The organism is Pseudomonas sp. F01002 (assembly GCF_004402115.1).
Taxonomy (GTDB): Bacteria; Pseudomonadota; Gammaproteobacteria; order Pseudomonadales; family Pseudomonadaceae; genus Aquipseudomonas; species Aquipseudomonas frigoris.
The window spans coordinates 260747-278825 of sequence record NZ_SOPU01000014.1 but is presented as its reverse complement, the minus strand read 5'-3'; the positions used below and the strand labels follow the sequence as shown (position 1 = coordinate 278825).

Below are 18079 nucleotides of genomic sequence, written 5' to 3'. Positions count from 1 at the left end.
ATTTTTCGAAGTTTTCAAAGTTTCCTTTGCAACTTCAACCACTTGCGCTTGCGATCTCTCGTTAGCGGGAGGCGAATTCTACAGCGTTACTCGCTGCTGTCAACACCTCTTTTACACCGCTGTCGACCGAGAAGATCGAATCGTCAAAAGAGCCAAACCACCCCGCTCCTTCAACTCCTTCTGGGCTTCGATGACCTGAAGCAACTCGCTGTCGAAAACTGCGCAACTCATTGTTTACCAAGGAGTTTTCCGTTTCGACTGCGCCGGAAGTGGGGCGAATTATAGACTTCCAGAATCTGCCGTCAACCCTTAATTGAGCTTTTCTATAAGGGTGCTCAAAATCGCTGCTTATATATAGACGCGCCCGCCATGAGTGCGCAGTATATTGCCCAGTAACATTCTCGCTTCCTACTTCGGACGATGCCACGCCATGAATGACCAACCTCGCAGCCTTGCCTCGACCCTGTTTTCGGTTGGCCTGCTATTGATAGCCATGGCATCCATCCAGTCGGGAGCCTCCCTTGCTAAAAGCATGTTCCCCATTATCGGTGCGCAAGGGACCACCACCCTGCGGCTGATCTTCGCCAGCGTGATCATGATGTTGATACTGCGCCCCTGGCGAGCGAAGCTCACCGCAAAATCCTTGCGCACCGTCATCGTCTACGGAATGGCGTTGGGCGGCATGAACTTCCTCTTCTATATGTCCTTGCAAACCGTCCCCCTTGGTATCGCGGTTGCGCTGGAATTCACCGGCCCACTGGCGGTAGCCATCTACGCCTCACGTCGCGCGATCGACTTTTTGTGGATCGCCCTGGCCGCCGTCGGCTTGCTGCTGTTAATACCTATGGGAGAAGCTACCGCGGGAATAGATCTGGTAGGCGCCGGTTATGCATTGGGCGCAGGTGTCTGCTGGGCGCTGTACATTCTGTTCGGCCAAAAGGCCGGCGCCGACAATGGTGTGCAGACCGCGGCACTCGGGGTGATGATTGCGGCACTTTTTGTGGCCCCTATCGGCATCTTCCATGCTGGCGCAGCACTGCTCACTCCCTCACTGATCCCCGTGGCCATCGCTGTCGCCATTCTGTCCACCGCCGTGCCCTACACGCTGGAGATGGTCGCCCTCACCCGAATCCCGACCCGGACATTCGGCACGTTGATGAGCATTGAACCTGCGATCGGCGCACTGTCAGGCCTGTTGTTTCTCCATGAATACCTATCACTGTCACAATGGATGGCCATCATGTGCATCATTCTGGCTTCCATAGGCGCAACCATGACGATGGGGAGTGCGGCCAAGCCTGTTGTCGCTGCAGATTGAGACAGGATTTGACGAGGGTCTGGAATTTACCGCGCAATTAGGCCATGTTTAGGCCCGTAACCCAGTGCCAGACATGGATTTTTCAGATAGGGATATCAGAACGCTTCAAGCGAAAGCGAATGCAGCCACACCCGGGCGCAAAGATCCGGGGACGCTATAAGGACAGTAATGAAACGAATTTTGATACTAATCGCCGTACTTGCGGTTGCGGGCTGCGCGGCGACATCGAAAACCCAGGTAAAACACGGCAAGAAAGGGCTGCATATCAACTGTTCCGGGCTGTCGTCATCCTGGGACAAGTGCTACACCAGCGCTGCTAACTCGTGCGCTCCCAAAGGTTACAAGGTCATCGCCAAGTCAGGGGACGCTGTGGAAGAACCAGGCGATTACCCGTTCGGCCTCAACCCTGCCGGCTATACCAGCCGCAGCATGATCGTCATCTGCAAATAGATTGATGCCGCCTTGTCAGGTTCGTGGACCTGCGATCTGGCGGCCAATCTCATCGTAACTGGACGTCAGTACCGCGCGCTGAATGTCCGGCGTGGCCAGCATTCGCGCAATGACCAACGCACCGATACATTGCGACAGAATCGCCCAGGCCAGGCTGTCGCTTTCCAGAACCTGCGCCCAACTCTTCTGAAGCCGACAAATCCAGTTCTCCGCCTGCTGACGAATCATCACGTCTGAACGTGCAATCTCAGCCCCCAATGCCGGCAAAGCACAACCGGATTCCGGGTGCTCGACATGGGCCATGCTCAGATAGTGTTTCAGGCAGCGCTGGAGCTTCTCAGGACTCTGGTCCGCCCCTAAACGCTCCAGGCTTTGAGACAGCTCACGCTCGACGATTGAAGCGAACAGCTCATCCTTCGACGAAAAGTGACTGTAGAACGCCCCGCCACTCAAACCGATCGCCTTCATCAAACCGTCGACACCTACCGTTGAAAAACCAGACTTCTTGGCCGACACCGCACTGCTTTCAAGTAGTTTCTCTTTGGTTTCCAGTTTGTGATTGACCGAGTAACGCATTGCCTTGCCCTCAGGATTGATCGCCTTGACGCTTGCCGAATCGTAGCATAACGTTCGTTTAGTTAACGATCGTTTAGCAAAGGGATCTACCTATGAATAACAAGAAGGTCGTACTGGTTGTAGGTGCAGGGGATGCCACCGGCGGCGCAATTGCAAAACGCTTTGCGCAGGAAGGATTTGTGGCGTGTGTAACCCGCCGCAGCGCGGACAAACTCCAGCCGTTGGTGGACGCCATCAAGGCCGATGGCGGTGACGCCCACGGCTTTGCCTGCGATGCGCGCAAGGAAGAGGATGTGATCGCGTTGGTTGAGCAGATCGAAAGCCAGATCGGCCCAATCGAAGCGTTCGTTTTCAACATCGGCGCCAATGTGCCTTGCAGTATTCTCGAAGAAACCGCGCGCAAATATTTCAAGATATGGGAAATGGCCTGCTTCTCGGGTTTTCTCAACGCTCGTGAAGTGGCCAAGCGCATGGCCAAGCGTCAACGCGGGACCATCCTGTTCACCGGTGCTACCGCTGGCCTGCGCGGGGCCTCAGGATTTGCGGCGTTCGCCGGCGCCAAGCACGGGATTCGCGCCCTGGCGCAAAGCATGGCGCGTGAATTGGGGCCGATGAACATTCACGTCGCCCATGTTGTAGTCGACGGTGCCATCGATACCGATTTTATCCGCGAGAGTTTCCCCGAAAAGTACGCGACCAAGGACCAGGACGGCATTCTCAATCCAGAGCACATTGCCGAGAACTATTGGTACCTGCACAGCCAGCCCCGTGACGCATGGACCTTCGAGCTGGACCTGCGCCCCTGGAGCGAACGCTGGTAACCCCCCCTAAAAATAATAAGCAGAGCGCATCGACCATGAGCAAAACCGTGGAGTTCTATTTCGACCTCGGCAGCCCCGCCACCTACCTGGCCTATACCCAACTGCCGAAGATCTGCGAGCAGACCGACAGCCAGTTGATCTACATACCCATCCTGCTGGGAGGTATCTTCAAAGCCACTGGTAACGCCTCCCCCGCAACCATCCCCGCCAAGGGCCGCTACATGTTTCAAGACCTGGACCGCTACGCCAAGCGCTATGGCGTGCCACTGAAGTTCAATCCCCAATTCCCTATCAACACCCTGATGCTGATGCGCGCTGTCACCGGCATACAGTTGCGCCATCCCGAGCGCTTTCAGGCGTTCATCGATTGCCTGTTTCACGCCCTCTGGGTTGAAGGCCACAGCCTCGATGACCTGGCGACTGTCGCGTCAGTACTGACACAGAACGGTTTCGATCCCAATGCGGTGCTGGCCCTGACCGCCGATGAGGAAGTCAAAGCCACTCTCAAGGACAACACAGAGAAAGCGGTGCAACGGGGCGTATTCGGTGCCCCGAGCATGTTTGTCGATAATCAGCTGTTCTTCGGCCAGGATCGCCTGGACTTCGTCCTTGAAGCCCTGAGTTAAATCTCGACGACCAGCCGCCCCTGCGCAGTTCCCGAAACGAGCAGCTCATGGGCGGCTTCGGCGGTTTGCAGCGTGAACTGCCGAGGGTCGAGCAGCGGTTTTAACTGACCCGCCTCGATCAACTGCGCAGCCTCCCGAAGTATTTCCCCGTGATGCTCGCGCCCCTTGCCAGTCAGCAACGGCAACAACGTGAACACTCCAGAATAAGTCGCCCCACGAAACGAGAGCGGCGCAAGACTGTGCTGTCCCCATCCAAGACAACTAACAACATGTCCCTCGTAGACCCGAGCAGCCTTGAATGAAGCGTCCAGCGTCTCTCCACCCACGGTGTCGTTATTTCGCAATTTCCCGACAGAGGTGGCTGTGGGATTAATCTTCCTCCCCCTCACTCATGCCGATAAAAGACACTATATAGCTATAGTGACCATGCTCATTTGGCATCAATGAGAAACCCCGTGGACAAACTCAATGCAATGGCGATCTTCGTCCGTGTTGTCGAACGTGGCAGCTTTTCTGCCGTCGCCCGGGAATTGCAGACCAGTCAGCCGACCATCAGCAAAGTGCTGCGAGCACTGGAAACAGAGCTGGGTGGAAAGTTGATTTCCCGCAGCACCCGACATCTGTCCCTGACCGACGAAGGTCAGCGGTACTACAGCGAATGTCGACTAATTCTGGCGGCCGTAGACGCTGCAGAACACAGTTTTCACTCCGGCCGCGAAGCTGTTGCTGGAAACCTGCTGAACAGTCAGAACCTATGGGTTTACGAGAGAGATGGCCAACGTCACGAAGTGCGAATCAAGGGCAACGCCCAAAGCAACAACTCCGAGGCAATCCGCGAGATGGTACTGGGGGGATTGGGAATTGCGCTGTCGCCGGTTTGGCTGTTCAGCGAGGACTTGAAGGCGGGACGCGTGACCGCGATTCTGCAGGAATACAGCGCGCAGTCGCTGCCGACTCATGCGGTGTCCCCGGCGAATCGTCGCCAATCCGCCAGGGTCAAAGCCTTTGTCGACTACATGAGCCAGGCGCTCGAAGAAGCGCCTGAACTCAAACCGATCAAATAGCCGCAGTCCGGGTGATCAACCACTCAAGGGCTGCGCCGTCGAGCAACGGGCTCAAGCGCTCGCGCACCTCGGCATGGTAGGCGTTGAACCACTGTTTTTCGTCATCGGTCAGCAGCGACGGTTTCAGGCAGCGAGTGTCGATCGGGCACAGGGTCAGGGTTTCGAACTTCAGGAATTCACCGAATTCGCTTTTGCCCGCCTCGCGGTTCAACACCAGGTTCTCGATCCGCACACCCCAGCGGCCCGGACGGTAAGTGCCCGGTTCGATGGACGTGATCATGCCCGGTTGCATCGCGGTTTGCGGTGCCGCAGCGGCCTGATAGGCAATGACCTGTGGGCCTTCGTGCACGTTGAGGAAGTAGCCGACGCCGTGACCGGTGCCGTGACCGTAATCAACGCTTTCAGCCCAGATCGGCGCACGGGCAATCGAATCGAGCAACGGCGAGAGAATTCCACGAGGGAATTGCGCGCGGGACAACGCAATCACGCCTTTGAGCACCCGCGTGCAATCGCGCTTCTGCTCCTCGGTCGGCATACCGACCGGTACCATCCGCGTGATGTCAGTGGTGCCGCCCAGGTACTGGCCGCCAGAGTCGATCAACAACAGACCGTCGCCTTCGATCACCGCGTGTTCTTCTTCGGTGGCGTGGTAGTGCGGCATCGCGCCATTGGCGTTGAACGCCGCAATGGTGTTGAAGCTCAGCGATACATAACCCGGGCGTCGGGTACGCGCGGCCGTCAGGTGTTCGTCGATGGTCAGTTCGGTGATGCGCTCACGACCCAACGCAGTGTCCAGCCAGGTGAAGAATTCACACAGCGCCGCGCCGTCCTGCTCCATGGCCTGACGAATGTGCTCGGCATCGGCCAGGCTTTTCTGCGACTTGGCCAACGTGGTCGGGTTCAGGCCTTCGACCAACTTCACACCGCTATCCAGATTATCCAGCAAGCCGGCGGTGACGCGCGCCGGATCGACTTGCAGACTCGCCCCGCTCGGTACGGCGCGCAAGGCGGCGGCCACTTCACTGTAGTCGCGCAGGGTCACGCCGTCCTGTTCGAGAACTGCGCGCAGCTCGGCATCGACCTTGCTCAGCGCCACGAACAGGGTTGCCTGTTGCTGGCTGATCAAGGCAAAGGAAACAAACACCGGGTTGAACGACACGTCACCGCCGCGCAAGTTGAACAGCCAGGCGATGTCATCAAGGGTGGCGATGAAGTGCCAGTCGGCACCGCGATCTTTCAAAACCTCACGCAGCTTGGCCAGTTTCTCGCCGCGACTGACCGTCGCCTGAGGCGGCAGGTGTTGATAGATCGGTTCATTCGGCAGCGTCGGACGGTCGCTCCAGACTTCGTTCAACACATCGATATCAGTGCGCAGACGTGCGCCGCGTTCTTCGAGCTTGCCGCCCAACGTACGCGCCGAAGCCACGGCCATTACCGCACCATCTACCGCGACGACGCCGCCTTCAGGGGTTTGCTCGGCCAGCCAGTCCAGCGGGCCGGGCTGACCCGGTTGCAGCTTGACCAGTTCGATCCCGCTGCCCTTGAGTTCCTTGGTCGCCTGTTCCCAGTAACGGCTGTCGGCCCAGACGCCGGCAAAGTCCGGCGTAACGATCAGCGTGCCGACCGAGCCATGGAAGCCCGACAACCATTGTCGCCCTTGCCAGTAACCCGGCAGGTATTCCGACAGGTGCGGATCGGCCGACGGCACCAGCAGAGCATGAATGCCCTCCCGGCTCATCAGTTCGCGGGTTTGCGCCAGGCGTTGAGGCACCGATCCATTGATCGAAGGCTGCGTACTCATCATGTCTCCTGCTAATCACTTCATCATTATTGTTGAGTGCCGATCAACGCCGACACTTTCAGACCTTATTGCCAAAATGCCGGAGCACTGGCGCAGGCCGCTTTAATCAGGTGTACCGCTTGGTCGATGTCCTGCTCGGTGGTGAATCGGCCGAGACTCGAGCGAATGGTGCGACTCGCCGAGCGGGCGTCATGCCCCAGGGCCAGCAGCACATGGGAGGGCGTGTTGCTGGCGGAGTTGCAGGCCGAGGTCGCGGAAAACGCGATCGAGGTGCTCAACGCCGCGGAATTGAACTCGCCTTCGTTGAAGGTCAGGCTCAAGGTATGAGGGATGCGCTGGGTCGGACTGCCATTGAGGCGAACCCCGGGAATGCTCAGCAATTGCTCAAGCAAGCGCTCGCGCAACCGGACAATCGTGGCTTTCTCTTCATCGAACGAAGAGGCCGCCAACTCGAACGCCGCACCCATGGCAGCGATTTGGTGAGTCGCCAGGGTGCCGGAACGCAAACCGCCCTCGTGACCGCCGCCGTGGATCTGCGCCTGCACACGCTGCTGCGCGCGCGGCCCGACGTACAGCGCGCCGATGCCTTTTGGGCCGTAAATCTTGTGGGCGGAAAATGACATCAGATCCACTGGCAACCGGGCCAGATCGATCACCACTTTGCCTGCACCTTGAGCCGCGTCGACATGGAACAACGCATCGCGAGCACGCACGACCTCGCCGATAGCCGAGATGTCGTTGACCGTGCCCAGCTCATTGTTGACCAGCATCAGCGACACCAGAAAGGTGTCTTCGCGCATCGCTTCGCTGACCGCTTGCGGGGTAATCAGACCCTCGGCGTCAGGCACCAGATAAGTCACCGCAACACCGGCATCCTGCAACTGCTTCGCCGTGTCGAGAATCGCTTTGTGTTCGATCTGGCTGGTGATGATGTGGCCGCCAGAAACGCCGCGAGCCTGGGCCACGCCCTTGAGGGCAAGGTTGTTGGATTCAGTGGCGCCGGAGGTCCAGACGATCTGGTCCGCCTGAGCGCCGACCAGTTCGGCGACCTGGCGCCGCGCCTGCTCGACCGATTGCCGGGCCTGTTGACCGAACGCATGGGAGCTGGACGCCGGGTTGCCGAAGTTGCCGGTAAAACCCAGACACTCGACCATGACCTTGATGACTCGCTCATCCACCGGCGTGGTGGCGGCGTAGTCGAAATACAGAGGACGTTTATTCATAGAAGACTCGCAGAGCATATTCCGGGATCAGGAGGCTCGTCACTGAAACGTCAAAGCGCAGCCTCGTGAGCTGCGCCGATCGTTCAGAGCGTTAGAAATACCTGATCGGAGGCCGTTAAAGAAGAACAACTTCATTTAAAAGTGCGTAGGAACGCTCCTGAAGTCGAGCTTAACAGGCATCGGCCAACCGGTTGAAGCAATGCGTCAGCTAAAGCTTTCGAGCAACAACGGATACAGCGAAGCCACCAGCAGCAAGGCCATGCCCCAGTTGAACAGCCGCAACCAGCGGCGATCCTTCAGCACGTTGCGCAACAACGTGCCACAGCCTGCCCAGACACTGACGCTTGGCAGGTTGATCAAGGCGAACACTGCCGCGATCACGATCACGTTGGTGAAATAACCCTGCATCGGCGTGTAGGTGCTGATGGCACCGATGGCCATGATCCAGGCCTTGGGATTGACCCATTGAAACGCTGCGGCGCCCAAATAGCTGATCGGCTTGCTCTCGCCCTTTTCACTTTCGGAAACCGGTCCGGAACGGGCGATTTTCCACGCCAAGTACAGCAAATACGCCGCGCCGACGTAACGCAGCACGCTGTAGAGCAAAGGATAAGTTTGAAACACTGCGCCCAAGCCGAAACCTACCGCCACCACAAGCACGAAAAAGCCGCAGGTGATGCCAAGCATGTGGGGGATGGTGCGGTTAAAGCCGAAGTTCACACCCGATGCCAGCAGCATTGTGTTGTTGGGGCCGGGAGTAATCGAGGTGACAAGCGCAAACAGGGCAAAGCCCAGCAGCAAATCGAGCGAGAGCGTCATGGGTGGCAGTCCATTGGGGTCAGTCAGGTGTTGACCCTATCGCACGCCTTGAGGGAAACCCACGGACAGTTGCGTGAAACTTCAAGCGGTACAGTTTTCTCTTAGCCGGGGCGACCGTGAAGCTGTACAGCGCGTTCGGCGTTCATTTCGCCTTGTTTGTCGAAACTGAACGACTTTTGCGGTTGGCCGAGCAATTCGGCTTTTTTCGCGTGGTACTCCTCGAAAGACAGACCGCGACGATTCAACGCCTCAAGCGCCAGTTCCCTGGTTTCTTCCGCGGTGTACGGCCGTAATTCCGGGGAAACATGGCTGGCACATCCGGCGAGTACGGAGACCGCAAGCAGCAAGAAAGTAGCGATTAGAGGTTTCATTGTGAGCGTCCTGACATCTGGGTTCGAGGCAATGAACACAGGCTACGCCGGGCATCCGATCAGCAGAAATCAACGCTCTCGATAGTGGCTATCGACTTTGACTAATGCCGCTCAGGTAGACCGCCTTATATCTCCAAACGATCTATAAATATTAATTTAATGTCTTTTACGGAATAACACCGAGCCTTTATAACAACTGTCATCGCTTCACGCACTGTTGCCCAAGCAACTGTTCGCCAGGCAACCGTCATTCAACAAACAGCTCTGCCATTCGAACAGCGTCTACCGGCCAACGCGCTGAAAGCCCCGTAAATTGGGGCTCCGAGGGATTGGTACAGCTCTTGCTCTCTGTCAGTGACTACTCACTGCTCCCTGAGCAACTGTTTAAAAAGGAACTGATCATGTCGCGTCCATTGAAAGTCGTTGCCCTCTCCGGCGGTACCTGGCGTCCGTCACGCACGTTGGTGCTTACCCAGGCGCTGTTGGCGCAACTGGCCGAGCAATTGCCGATTGAAAGCAAGCTGATTGAACTGGGTGACATCGCCCGACCGTTGGGCGCCGCGCTGTCCCGCCAGGAATTGAGCGCCGAGATCGAAGCCGAGCTGCAAGCGATCGAGAATGCCGACCTGCTGATCGTCGCCGCGCCGGTTTATCGCGGTTCCTACCCTGGACTGCTCAAGCATCTGTTCGACCTGATCGACCTCAATGCATTGATCGACACGCCGGTATTACTGGCCGCCACCGGTGGCAGCGAGCGTCATGCACTGGTGCTCGATCACCAGTTGCGGCCGCTGTTCAGTTTCTTCCAGGCCCTGACCCTGCCGATTGGCGTCTACGCCACCGAAGCCGATTTCTCGAATTATCAAATAACCAGTGAGCCCTTGAAGGCCCGCATTCGTCTTGCTGCAGAACGCGCCGCGCCGTTGTTTGGCGTGCACCCCAAAAATCTGCTGAAAATCGCTTAAGGATTTCTTCATGGATGTTTTCTGGTTCCTGCCGACTCACGGCGACGGCCATTACCTGGGCACCACTCAGGGCGCTCGCCCAGTGACACTCAACTACCTGAAACAAGTGGCCCAGGCGGCCGACAGCCTCGGCTACCACGGTGTACTGATTCCCACCGGGCGCTCCTGCGAGGATTCGTGGGTGATTGCTTCGGCGCTGGTGCCGCTGACTGAGCGCCTGCGTTATCTGGTAGCGATTCGGCCGGGGATCATCTCGCCGACAGTCTCGGCGCGCATGGCCGCGACACTGGATCGACTGTCCAATGGCCGCTTGCTGATCAACGTGGTCACCGGCGGTGACCCGGATGAAAACCGTGGCGACGGTATCTTCCTCGATCACAGCGAACGCTACGAAGTGACCGACGAATTCCTGCAAATCTGGCGCCGGGTGCTGCAAGGCGAATCGGTGGATTTCGAAGGCAAACACCTGCAAGTGCAGAACGCCAAGGCGCTGTATCCGCCGGTGCAGAAACCGTATCCACCGCTGTACTTCGGAGGCTCTTCCGAGGCAGCCCATGAACTGGCCGCCGAGCAGGTTGATGTCTACCTGACCTGGGGCGAACCACCGGCCGCCGTGGCGGAAAAACTGGCCGATGTGCGTGAACGTGCCGCGCGAAACGGTCGCACGGTGAAGTTCGGAATTCGCTTGCACGTGATCGTTCGCGAGACCGCTGAAGAGGCCTGGAAAGCCGCGGATAAACTTATCGAGCACATCAGCGACGAGACCATCGCGGCCGCGCAGAAGTCGTTCTCGCGTTTCGATTCCGAAGGTCAACGGCGCATGGCCGCGTTGCATGACGGGCGTCGTGACAACCTGGAAATCTCCCCCAACCTGTGGGCCGGTGTCGGCCTGGTGCGTGGCGGTGCCGGGACGGCGCTGGTGGGCGATCCGCAGCAAGTGGCGGCGCGGATCAAGGAGTACGCGGACCTGGGAATCGAGAGTTTCATCTTCTCCGGCTATCCGCACCTCGAAGAGGCTTATCGCTTTGCCGAGCTGGTGTTCCCGCTGTTGCCTGAGCCGTACGCAAGCCTTGCGGGGCGCGGCGTCACTAATCTCACCGGGCCGTTTGGCGAAATGATCGCCAATGATGTGCTGCCGGCCAAAGCCACGGCCTGACCAGGTAATCCATGTGGGAGCGGGCTTGCTCGCGAAGGCGTCAGTACCGTCGACATTGATGTTGAATGTTATGGCCTCTTCGCGAGCAAGCCCGCTCCCACAGGGGATTTGCGTCGACTTATATGAGGAACCCCGCGTGACTGCCAAGCCGCAAAGCGCCCTGCTATCCCCCTTACACACCGCTCGCCAATTGGCCGCCGAGTTTGCCCTGACCGCTGTCGAGCGCGATGAACGTGGCGGTACGCCCAAAACCGAACGTGACGCCTTGCGCCACAGCGGTCTGCTCGCCTTGAGCATTCCCGCCCAGTACGGAGGCCTCGGCGCCAGCTGGAGTGACACCCTGACCATCGTGCGCGAGTTCGCCAAGGTCGACAGTTCGATTGCCCATGTCTTCGGCTTCCATCACCTGATGCTCGCCACCGTGCGCCTGTTCGCCCGGCCCGAGCAGTGGCAGCCATGGTTCGAACAAACCGCACGCAAGAACTGGTTCTGGGGCAACGCCCTGAACCCGCTGGACACCCGCACCGTGGTGAAAAACCTCAGTGGCTGGCGTGAGTTTTCCGGCAAGAAAAGTTTCTGCTCGGGTGCCAGCGATTCGGAAATGCTGATCGCCTCGGCCGTCGACGACAGCGCCGGCGGCAAGCTGCTGATCGCCGCAATTCCCAGCGGTCGCAGCGGCATCACCTTGCACAACGACTGGAACAACATGGGCCAGCGCCAGACCGACAGCGGCAGCGCGACGTTCGAACGGGTACGGGTCGAAGAGTCGGAATTGCTGCTCGATCCAGGTCCCTTGAGTACGTCATTCGCCTGCCTGCGGCCGTTGATTGCCCAGCTGACCTTCACGCACATGTTTCTCGGCATCGCCGAAGGTGCTTTCGAAGAGGCGCGGCAATACACCCTCACCGAAACCCGCCCGTGGCACAAATCCAGTGCTCAGGATGTGCGTCAGGATCCTTATGTACTCGGCCACTACGGCGAATTCTGGGTCGCCCTCGAAAGTGTTCGACTGCTGGTGGAGCGCGCTGCCGGGCTGCTCGACAAGGCTTGGGCCAAAGGCCCGAACCTCAGCGCCGAAGAACGCGGGCACCTCGCTAACGCCATCGCCACGGCCAAGGTCGCTGCCACCCGCAACGGTCTGGAACTCTGTAGCCGGTTGTTCGAAGTGACCGGCGCCCGTTCAACGCATGCCTCACTGCGACTGGACCGCCACTGGCGCAACCTGCGTACGCAAACCCTGCACGACCCGGTGGATTACAAACTCCATGAACTGGGTGACTGGGCGCTCAACCAGGCCCTGCCGATTCCGACTTTCTATTCATAGCCTTCTATTCATGGAGCCTGCCCATGCAACTGCTGACCTTACCGCCCTCGCCCGCTCTGGCCACCTCGATCCGCGCCACGGCGCAGGTGTTCGAAGACCCTAAATCTCAGGCCTTGCTTGCCCACATTCAACAAGTCGCACCGAGTGAAGCCAGCGTGCTGATCATCGGCGAAACCGGCACCGGCAAGGAGCTGGTGGCGCGGCATATCCACAACCTCAGCGCCCGGCGCAACCGGCCATTCGTGGCGGTGAACTGCGGCGCGTTCTCCGAATCCCTGGTGGAGGCTGAGTTGTTCGGCCATGAAAAAGGTGCCTTCACCGGTGCGCTGAGCGCCAAGGCCGGCTGGTTCGAGGAGGCCGACGGCGGCACGTTGTTCCTCGACGAAATCGGCGATTTGCCGATGGCGATTCAGGTCAAGTTGTTGCGGGTATTGCAGGAGCGCGAAGTGGTGCGACTGGGTTCGCGCAAGAGCATTCCCATCAACGTGCGCGTGCTGGCGGCGACCAACGTGCAACTGGAGAAAGCCATCAACGCCGGGCATTTCCGTGAGGACTTGTACTACCGCCTCGACGTGGTCAGCCTGGAATTGAGCCCGCTGCGCGACCGCCCCGGCGACATCCTGCCGCTGACCCGACACTTCGTCGAAGCCTACAGCCAGCGCCTCGGCTACGGCACCATCACCATCAGCAAAGAGGCCGAACTGAAACTGCGCGGCTACAGCTGGCCGGGCAACATCCGCGAACTGGAAAACGTCATTCACCACACCCTGCTGATCTGCCGTAACGGCGTGATCGAACGCGACGACCTGCGACTGTCGAACATGCGCATCGAGCGTCAGGACGACTACCACAGCAACGTCGACGACTCACCGGAAGCCCTGCTCGATCGGGCCTTTCAAAAGCTTTTCGAAGAACAGGCCGGTGCGCTTCACGAGAAAGTCGAAGACGCGTTGCTGCGAGCCGCCTATCGTTTCAGCCACTACAACCAGGTGCACACCGCTGCGCTGCTGGGGCTGAGCCGCAATGTAACGCGCACGCGGCTGATCAAGATCGGCGAACTGGCCGTGAACAAACGCCGGCCCACGGAAAATCTCCAGGGCGAGCGTGTCATGCAGCTGTCGATCTAACCCACCAGATTGCAGTGCAGCGCGTTGTCGTGGCTGCGTTCCAGGCTGTGCAGCACCTGGAACGAGCCGAAGGTCACGGTTTTCGCCTGATGGGCGCGGATCAGTTGCCAGAAGTCCTGCTCGCCGCTTTCAAAGCTTTGAAACGCGGCTTCTCCCGCCTCGCGTGTTTGCCATTGCAGGTAGTTGAGCACCCGCCGGCCATCGTCGCTGGCCTGGATGCTGGCACTCAGAAAACCGCTGTAACCCTGGGCGAGACGCTCGGTCTGCTTCGACAGAGCCGACACCAGTGCGGGCTGTTGATGGGGTTCGATCTCGAATTCAATCAATTGGGTGAAGCTGCGATTTTTCTCTGACAGTTGCATGAAGAGTCCCCGCTGACCTGTAAGCCGGATCTTGCGATCCGAAGGCTTGCAGGGTAAAACCTCGAGTTAACTTTAGGTCAAGGGGCATTTTTTAAATGATCACCTCGGAAAATCTGCACAAGGAACTCACCGTCGGCCAAGTGGCTGCGCGCAGCGGTGTCGCGGTCACGGCTCTGCACTTTTACGAATCCAAGGGTTTGATCAAAAGTAATCGCAACCAGGGCAACCAGCGGCGTTACCCACGGGAAGTGTTGCGGCGGGTGGCGTTGATCAAAGTGGCTCAGCGATTGGGCATTCCGTTGGCGGAGATTGGTGAGGCATTGAAATCGCTACCGGACAATCGGGCGCCGACGGCAGCGGACTGGAAGGTGTTGTCGGCGCAGTGGAGTCGGGATCTGGATGAGCGGATCAATCAGCTGACCTTGCTGCGGGACCGGCTCAATGGCTGCATCGGCTGTGGGTGTCTGTCGATGGAGGCATGTCCGTTGCGCAACTTGGGCGATGTGTTGGGGGAACGCGGGCCGGGAGCGCAGCTGCTGGAATCAGGTACTGATCCGAAATAGCGGCGCGACCTTCGCGAGCAAGCCCCACATTTGACCGAGTTGTCTGGACGAACACAGTCAATGTGGGAGCGGGCTTGCTCGCGAAGGCGCCCTCAAGGTCAACGAAGATCTAGAACCCCGGTGCAATCTGCCCTTTGTAGCGGGTCAAAATGAACTGCCGAACCTCATCGGAATTCAACGCCTTGGCCAGTTTCTGCAAGCCTGGATCATTGATGTTGTCCGGCCGCGCGACCAGGAATTCGATGTACAAACTCTTGCCCTTCTCGACAATCAACGCGCTGTTGGTATCAATCCCCGCTTCCAGTGCGTAATTAGCAAAGACAAACGCCAGGTCCACCTGGCTCACCGAACGCGCCAGCAATGCACCTTCCAGTTCACGAATTTTCAGGTGCTTGGGGTTTTCGATGATGTCGCGCTGAGTGGCCAGGGTGTTGCTCGGGTCCTTGAGCTTGATCAGGCCGGCTTCGTGTAGCAGAACCAGCGCACGGCCAGTGTTCACCGGGTCATTGGGAATCGACACCGTGGCGCCATCCTTCAGTTCGGCGATGCTTTTGATCCTGGTCGAGTAAGCGCCAAACGGTTCAATGTGTACACCGACCACCGGCACCAGGTCGGTATGGCGGGTTTTGTTGAAATCATCGAGGAACGGTCGGTACTGGTAATAGTTGGCGTCGAGGTTCTTCAGGGCCAATTGCTGGTTGGGCTGGATAAAGTCAGTGAAGACTTTGATGTCCAGGTCCACGCCTTCCTTGGCCAGGGTCGGTTTGACGAATTCGAGGATTTCCGCGTGCGGCACCGGGGTGGCGCCGACGATGAGTTTTTCGTTGGCGTGAGCGTTGATCGACAGGACGGCAGCCAGAATGGCCAGGGTCTTTTTCATGCTGTGCTCCTAGGCAGATTGAGTGGCCGTCGTGGGGCGGACGTTGGGCCGTTTTTTAATGGTTGAATCGAGTTTTTATCGTCGGCTGTAGCGCGCCACCAGTCGGTCGCCGGTCATTTGCAGGGCCTGGACCAGGATAAGCAGAAGCACCACGGTGACGACCATTACGTCAGTCTGAAAACGCTGATAGCCGTAGCGGATCGCCAGGTCGCCAAGACCGCCGCCACCAATCACCCCGGCCATTGCCGTGTAGTCCACCAGCACAATCGCGGTTACCGTGACCGCCGCCAGCAGCCCTCCCCGCGCTTCGGGCAACAAGGTGTGGCGGATAATCTGCCAGGTGTTGGCGCCCATGGCCTGAGTCGCTTCCACGACCCCGCGATCGACTTCGCGCAGCGCGGTTTCCACCAGCCGCGCGAAGAACGGCGTGCAACCGACGACCAGCGGCGGGATAGTTCCCGGTACACCAAGTGAAGTGCCGACCAACAACGTGGTCAGGGGAATCAGCACGATCAGCAAAATGATGAACGGCAGCGAACGCAACATGTTCACGATCACCGACAGCACCCGATAAACACCGACCGCTTCATGTAATTGGCGCTTGCCGGTGAGGAACAGCACCACGCCCAGCGGCAGCCCCAGCAGCACGGTAAAACCGAGGGCGGCGCCGAGCATGCTCAGGGTGTCGAGGCAGGCTTGGGCAATGTCGGCCCAATGAATGTTTTTCAACCACTCGGCCATGGTCAGGACCAGTCGTGGCCCGGGGGTTTGACGCCATTGAGCAGCCAGTTGCCGAACACGTGATACTTCCAGCGCACCGGATCATGCAGGGTGTGGACCCGGGCGTTGCGCCAGTGGCGGTCGAAGTTGTGTTTGCTCAGGGTCGAGCGAGTACCGCCGAGTTCGAAGAGCTTGTTGCTGGCCTCGATGGCAATTTCGGTGGTCAGCACTTTGGCTTTGGCGACGGCCAATGAGGCTTGCGCGACGTTGTCTTCATCAGGTGCCGAACGCGCTGCATCCAGCGCCCAACCGGCGCGTTCCAGCAAGGCTTCGGCCGCTTCCAGACGAATCTCCAGGCCGCCGACCTGAATGATGGCCAGCGGATCTTCGCTGGCCTTTTCCACACCGGCGTCGATGGCGGCGGTGGTCAACTGCGCGAACGGTCCCGCCAGGGTGGGTGATTCATAAGAGCGATACGTCGGAAACAGATTGAACGCCGGGACGTGCAGGTCCTCAGCCAGCACCGTGCCGCTGGAGGTGGTGCGCTGGCCGATGCTGTCCCAATCGTCAACGATCACCAACCCTTTGGTGCCGCGCTCGACAAGGCCAACTGGCCCTTCTGCTCTTCATCCAGCGCCAGCACCGCCAGCCAGTGAGCGTAGAGCGAACCGGTGCAATAACCCTTGCGACCGTTGATCACATGACCGTCGCCGTAACGGCGGATGGTCGCCTGAATATCCTGCACGTTCTTGCCGCCGGTTTCCGACAAGGCATTGGCAAAACGGTGACCTTGCAGCGCCAGCCCGAAGAAGTGCGTTTGTTGCTCAGGCGTGCCTTGCAGGCAAATGTCTTCCAGCAGGCAATAGTGGTTTTGCGGGATTTGCCCCAGAGACGGATCGGCCGCCGAGATGATCGCGATGACCTGCGCCAGCACCGCATAGGACACCTGCGCGCCGCCAAATGCTTTCGGCACGCTGATGCCCCACAAACCGCTGTTGGAATACAGATCGACGATCTCGGCGGGCACTTGGCGGGTGCGGTCGCGCTCGGCGTCTTGTTCCAGCAGGATCGCGGCGACCTGTTCGGCGACCCGCAGGGCTTCGGCTTCGTTGGCGATCTTCGCTGTTGATGGCTGAACAGTGGCGTTGCTATGCCTTACACCCTGTAGGAGCTGCCGAAGGCTGCGATCTTTTGATCTTGATTTTTCGTCGGCCGCACCGCAGCCAAGTTCAAAAGATCGCAGCCTTCGGCATCTCCTACTACTCTTCATAGGTTGTAAATCGGCGAAGGACCACCTTCATCCCAAAACAAAAAACAGGGAGAACCATCATGAGCGTCAAACCCATTCCAGAGGGTTATCACAGCATCACCCCGTACTTGGGCATTCAAAAAGCAGCCGAAGCCATCGAGTTCTACAAAAAAGCCTTTGGTGCCACCGAAGTCATGCGTCTGTCCATGCCCGATGGCGGCATTGGCCATGCCGAACTGCGCATCGGCGATTGCCCGATCATGCTCGGCACACCTTGCGATCAGGGCCCGCTGAGCAATCCGGACAAGTCGCCGTCTGTGGGTCTGCACCTGTATGTGAACGATGTGGACAAGTCGTACAAACAGGCGATTGCCGCCGGCGGCACGGTGGTGTCCGAGGTCAAGGATCAGTTTTATGGCGACCGCTCGGGGACCCTAAAGGATCCCTATGGGCATCTGNTGGTTTCTGGCCACGCGCAAGGAAGATCTGACTCAGGAGCAGATCGAGCAGCGGGCGAAGGAGTTGTTTAAGCAAGGTTGAGATTTTCAGAGACTGGTCTGACCTCTTCGCGAGCAAGCCCGCTCCCACAGGGGATCGGCTGTGTACACAGAGTTTGTGTTCCACACCGACCCACTGTGGGAGCGGGCTTGCTCGCGAAGGCGGC

At 58.8% G+C, this 18079-nt stretch carries 18 protein-coding genes and 3 pseudogenes; 11 read left to right on the top strand and 10 right to left on the bottom strand.

All coding sequences use genetic code 11. The features are described 5' to 3' along the window. Positions 1-430 precede the first annotated feature (430 nt). Both rhtA and E3W21_RS09535 read left to right on the top strand, forming a co-directional pair. Entirely contained in the window at positions 431-1318 is an 888-nt protein-coding gene (rhtA, locus tag E3W21_RS09540) for a threonine/homoserine exporter RhtA (RefSeq protein WP_134419202.1), read from the top strand. A gap of 168 nt (positions 1319-1486) precedes the next feature. Then, positions 1487-1768 (top strand): hypothetical protein, encoded by a 282-nt coding sequence (locus tag E3W21_RS09535; RefSeq protein ID WP_041069802.1) that lies wholly within the window; start codon positions 1487-1489, stop codon positions 1766-1768. A gap of 15 nt (positions 1769-1783) precedes the next feature. On the opposite strand, the gene E3W21_RS09530 is transcribed toward E3W21_RS09535, so the two are convergent. After that, positions 1784-2344 carry a TetR/AcrR family transcriptional regulator gene (locus tag E3W21_RS09530; RefSeq protein WP_134419201.1) on the bottom strand — a complete coding sequence of 187 codons (561 nt, stop codon included), beginning with the start codon at positions 2342-2344 and terminating at the stop codon, positions 1784-1786. 92 nt (positions 2345-2436) lie between these two features. Here E3W21_RS09530 and E3W21_RS09525 point away from each other — a divergent pair, with 92 nt between their 5' ends. Both E3W21_RS09525 and E3W21_RS09520 read left to right on the top strand, forming a co-directional pair. After that, complete coding sequence (locus E3W21_RS09525; RefSeq protein WP_134419200.1) at positions 2437-3165, top strand: SDR family oxidoreductase; 729 nt, start codon at positions 2437-2439, stop codon at positions 3163-3165. A gap of 35 nt (positions 3166-3200) precedes the next feature. After that, positions 3201-3791: a 2-hydroxychromene-2-carboxylate isomerase gene (locus tag E3W21_RS09520; protein ID WP_129437220.1), complete on the top strand. Its 591-nt coding sequence runs from the start codon at positions 3201-3203 to the stop codon at positions 3789-3791. Here the strand turns inward: E3W21_RS09520 and E3W21_RS09515 are convergent. Beyond that, positions 3788-4123, bottom strand: a pseudogene (locus tag E3W21_RS09515) (zinc-binding dehydrogenase); the annotation flags it as partial. The gene E3W21_RS09520 and the pseudogene E3W21_RS09515 overlap by 4 nt on opposite strands. Positions 4124-4246: 123 nt before the next feature. Between E3W21_RS09515 and E3W21_RS09510 the strand changes: the two are divergent. Then, positions 4247-4855 (top strand): LysR family transcriptional regulator, encoded by a 609-nt coding sequence (locus tag E3W21_RS09510; protein ID WP_134419199.1) that lies wholly within the window; start codon positions 4247-4249, stop codon positions 4853-4855. On the opposite strand, the gene E3W21_RS09505 is transcribed toward E3W21_RS09510, so the two are convergent. From E3W21_RS09505 to E3W21_RS09490, 4 genes are all read right to left on the bottom strand, one after another. Then, positions 4848-6656 (bottom strand): aminopeptidase P family protein, encoded by a 1809-nt coding sequence (locus E3W21_RS09505; protein ID WP_134419198.1) that lies wholly within the window; start codon positions 6654-6656, stop codon positions 4848-4850. The genes E3W21_RS09510 and E3W21_RS09505 overlap by 8 nt on opposite strands. A gap of 65 nt (positions 6657-6721) precedes the next feature. Then, complete coding sequence (locus tag E3W21_RS09500; protein WP_134419197.1) at positions 6722-7879, bottom strand: cysteine desulfurase family protein; 1158 nt, start codon at positions 7877-7879, stop codon at positions 6722-6724. A gap of 204 nt (positions 7880-8083) precedes the next feature. After that, on the bottom strand, positions 8084-8698 hold the full coding sequence (locus tag E3W21_RS09495) for a LysE family translocator (RefSeq protein WP_046054456.1): 615 nt from the start codon (positions 8696-8698) through the stop codon (positions 8084-8086). A 101-nt stretch (positions 8699-8799) separates the two neighbouring features. Continuing rightward, positions 8800-9069: a hypothetical protein gene (locus E3W21_RS09490; protein WP_129437226.1), complete on the bottom strand. Its 270-nt coding sequence runs from the start codon at positions 9067-9069 to the stop codon at positions 8800-8802. 401 nt (positions 9070-9470) lie between these two features. Between E3W21_RS09490 and msuE the strand changes: the two genes are divergently transcribed. The 4 genes from msuE to E3W21_RS09470 all read left to right on the top strand — a co-directional run bounded on the left by msuE (position 9471) and on the right by E3W21_RS09470 (position 13641). Next, positions 9471-10034, top strand: coding sequence for an FMN reductase (msuE, locus tag E3W21_RS09485; RefSeq protein ID WP_046049228.1), 564 nt, complete (start codon positions 9471-9473; stop codon positions 10032-10034). A gap of 10 nt (positions 10035-10044) precedes the next feature. Next, positions 10045-11190: an FMNH2-dependent alkanesulfonate monooxygenase gene (gene ssuD, locus E3W21_RS09480; protein WP_129437228.1), complete on the top strand. Its 1146-nt coding sequence runs from the start codon at positions 10045-10047 to the stop codon at positions 11188-11190. A 136-nt stretch (positions 11191-11326) separates the two neighbouring features. Then, entirely contained in the window at positions 11327-12514 is a 1188-nt protein-coding gene (locus tag E3W21_RS09475) for an acyl-CoA dehydrogenase family protein (RefSeq protein ID WP_134419196.1), read from the top strand. A gap of 23 nt (positions 12515-12537) precedes the next feature. Then, a complete protein-coding gene (locus E3W21_RS09470) occupies positions 12538-13641 on the top strand; it encodes a sigma-54-dependent Fis family transcriptional regulator (RefSeq protein WP_134419195.1) in 1104 nt (367 codons plus the stop codon). On the opposite strand, the gene E3W21_RS09465 is transcribed toward E3W21_RS09470, so the two are convergent. Then, on the bottom strand, positions 13638-14003 hold the full coding sequence (locus E3W21_RS09465; protein WP_129437234.1) for an antibiotic biosynthesis monooxygenase: 366 nt from the start codon (positions 14001-14003) through the stop codon (positions 13638-13640). The genes E3W21_RS09470 and E3W21_RS09465 overlap by 4 nt on opposite strands. A 95-nt stretch (positions 14004-14098) precedes the next feature. Between E3W21_RS09465 and soxR the strand changes: the two genes are divergently transcribed. Continuing rightward, positions 14099-14566, top strand: a complete 468-nt coding sequence (soxR, locus tag E3W21_RS09460; RefSeq protein WP_134419194.1) for a redox-sensitive transcriptional activator SoxR — start codon at positions 14099-14101, stop codon at positions 14564-14566. A 109-nt stretch (positions 14567-14675) separates the two neighbouring features. On the opposite strand, the gene E3W21_RS09455 is transcribed toward soxR, so the two are convergent. From E3W21_RS09455 to E3W21_RS09445, 3 genes and pseudogenes are all read right to left on the bottom strand, one after another. Further along, positions 14676-15446: a MetQ/NlpA family ABC transporter substrate-binding protein gene (locus E3W21_RS09455; protein ID WP_134419193.1), complete on the bottom strand. Its 771-nt coding sequence runs from the start codon at positions 15444-15446 to the stop codon at positions 14676-14678. A gap of 75 nt (positions 15447-15521) precedes the next feature. Further along, entirely contained in the window at positions 15522-16187 is a 666-nt protein-coding gene (locus E3W21_RS09450; protein ID WP_134419192.1) for a methionine ABC transporter permease, read from the bottom strand. Positions 16188-16189: 2 nt separating this feature from the next. Beyond that, positions 16190-17283 (bottom strand): annotated as a pseudogene (locus E3W21_RS09445) (SfnB family sulfur acquisition oxidoreductase). Positions 17284-17495: 212 nt separating this feature from the next. On the opposite strand from E3W21_RS09445, the pseudogene E3W21_RS09440 reads away from it, so the two are divergent. Beyond that, a pseudogene (locus E3W21_RS09440) lies at positions 17496-17955 on the top strand (VOC family protein). Positions 17956-18079: the final 124 nt, after the last annotated feature.

Coding starts and splice junctions, on each gene's coding strand:
- rhtA (WP_134419202.1), top strand. CDS start 431: ATGAATGACCAACCTCGCAGCCTTGCCTCGACCCTGTTTTCGGTTGGC.
- E3W21_RS09535 (WP_041069802.1), top strand. CDS start 1,487: ATGAAACGAATTTTGATACTAATCGCCGTACTTGCGGTTGCGGGCTGC.
- E3W21_RS09530 (WP_134419201.1), bottom strand. CDS start 2,344: ATGCGTTACTCGGTCAATCACAAACTGGAAACCAAAGAGAAACTACTT.
- E3W21_RS09525 (WP_134419200.1), top strand. CDS start 2,437: ATGAATAACAAGAAGGTCGTACTGGTTGTAGGTGCAGGGGATGCCACC.
- E3W21_RS09520 (WP_129437220.1), top strand. CDS start 3,201: ATGAGCAAAACCGTGGAGTTCTATTTCGACCTCGGCAGCCCCGCCACC.
- E3W21_RS09505 (WP_134419198.1), bottom strand. CDS start 6,656: ATGAGTACGCAGCCTTCGATCAATGGATCGGTGCCTCAACGCCTGGCG.
- E3W21_RS09500 (WP_134419197.1), bottom strand. CDS start 7,879: ATGAATAAACGTCCTCTGTATTTCGACTACGCCGCCACCACGCCGGTG.
- E3W21_RS09495 (WP_046054456.1), bottom strand. CDS start 8,698: ATGACGCTCTCGCTCGATTTGCTGCTGGGCTTTGCCCTGTTTGCGCTT.
- E3W21_RS09490 (WP_129437226.1), bottom strand. CDS start 9,069: ATGAAACCTCTAATCGCTACTTTCTTGCTGCTTGCGGTCTCCGTACTC.
- msuE (WP_046049228.1), top strand. CDS start 9,471: ATGTCGCGTCCATTGAAAGTCGTTGCCCTCTCCGGCGGTACCTGGCGT.
- ssuD (WP_129437228.1), top strand. CDS start 10,045: ATGGATGTTTTCTGGTTCCTGCCGACTCACGGCGACGGCCATTACCTG.
- E3W21_RS09470 (WP_134419195.1), top strand. CDS start 12,538: ATGCAACTGCTGACCTTACCGCCCTCGCCCGCTCTGGCCACCTCGATC.
- E3W21_RS09465 (WP_129437234.1), bottom strand. CDS start 14,003: ATGCAACTGTCAGAGAAAAATCGCAGCTTCACCCAATTGATTGAATTC.
- soxR (WP_134419194.1), top strand. CDS start 14,099: ATGATCACCTCGGAAAATCTGCACAAGGAACTCACCGTCGGCCAAGTG.
- E3W21_RS09455 (WP_134419193.1), bottom strand. CDS start 15,446: ATGAAAAAGACCCTGGCCATTCTGGCTGCCGTCCTGTCGATCAACGCT.
- E3W21_RS09450 (WP_134419192.1), bottom strand. CDS start 16,187: ATGGCCGAGTGGTTGAAAAACATTCATTGGGCCGACATTGCCCAAGCC.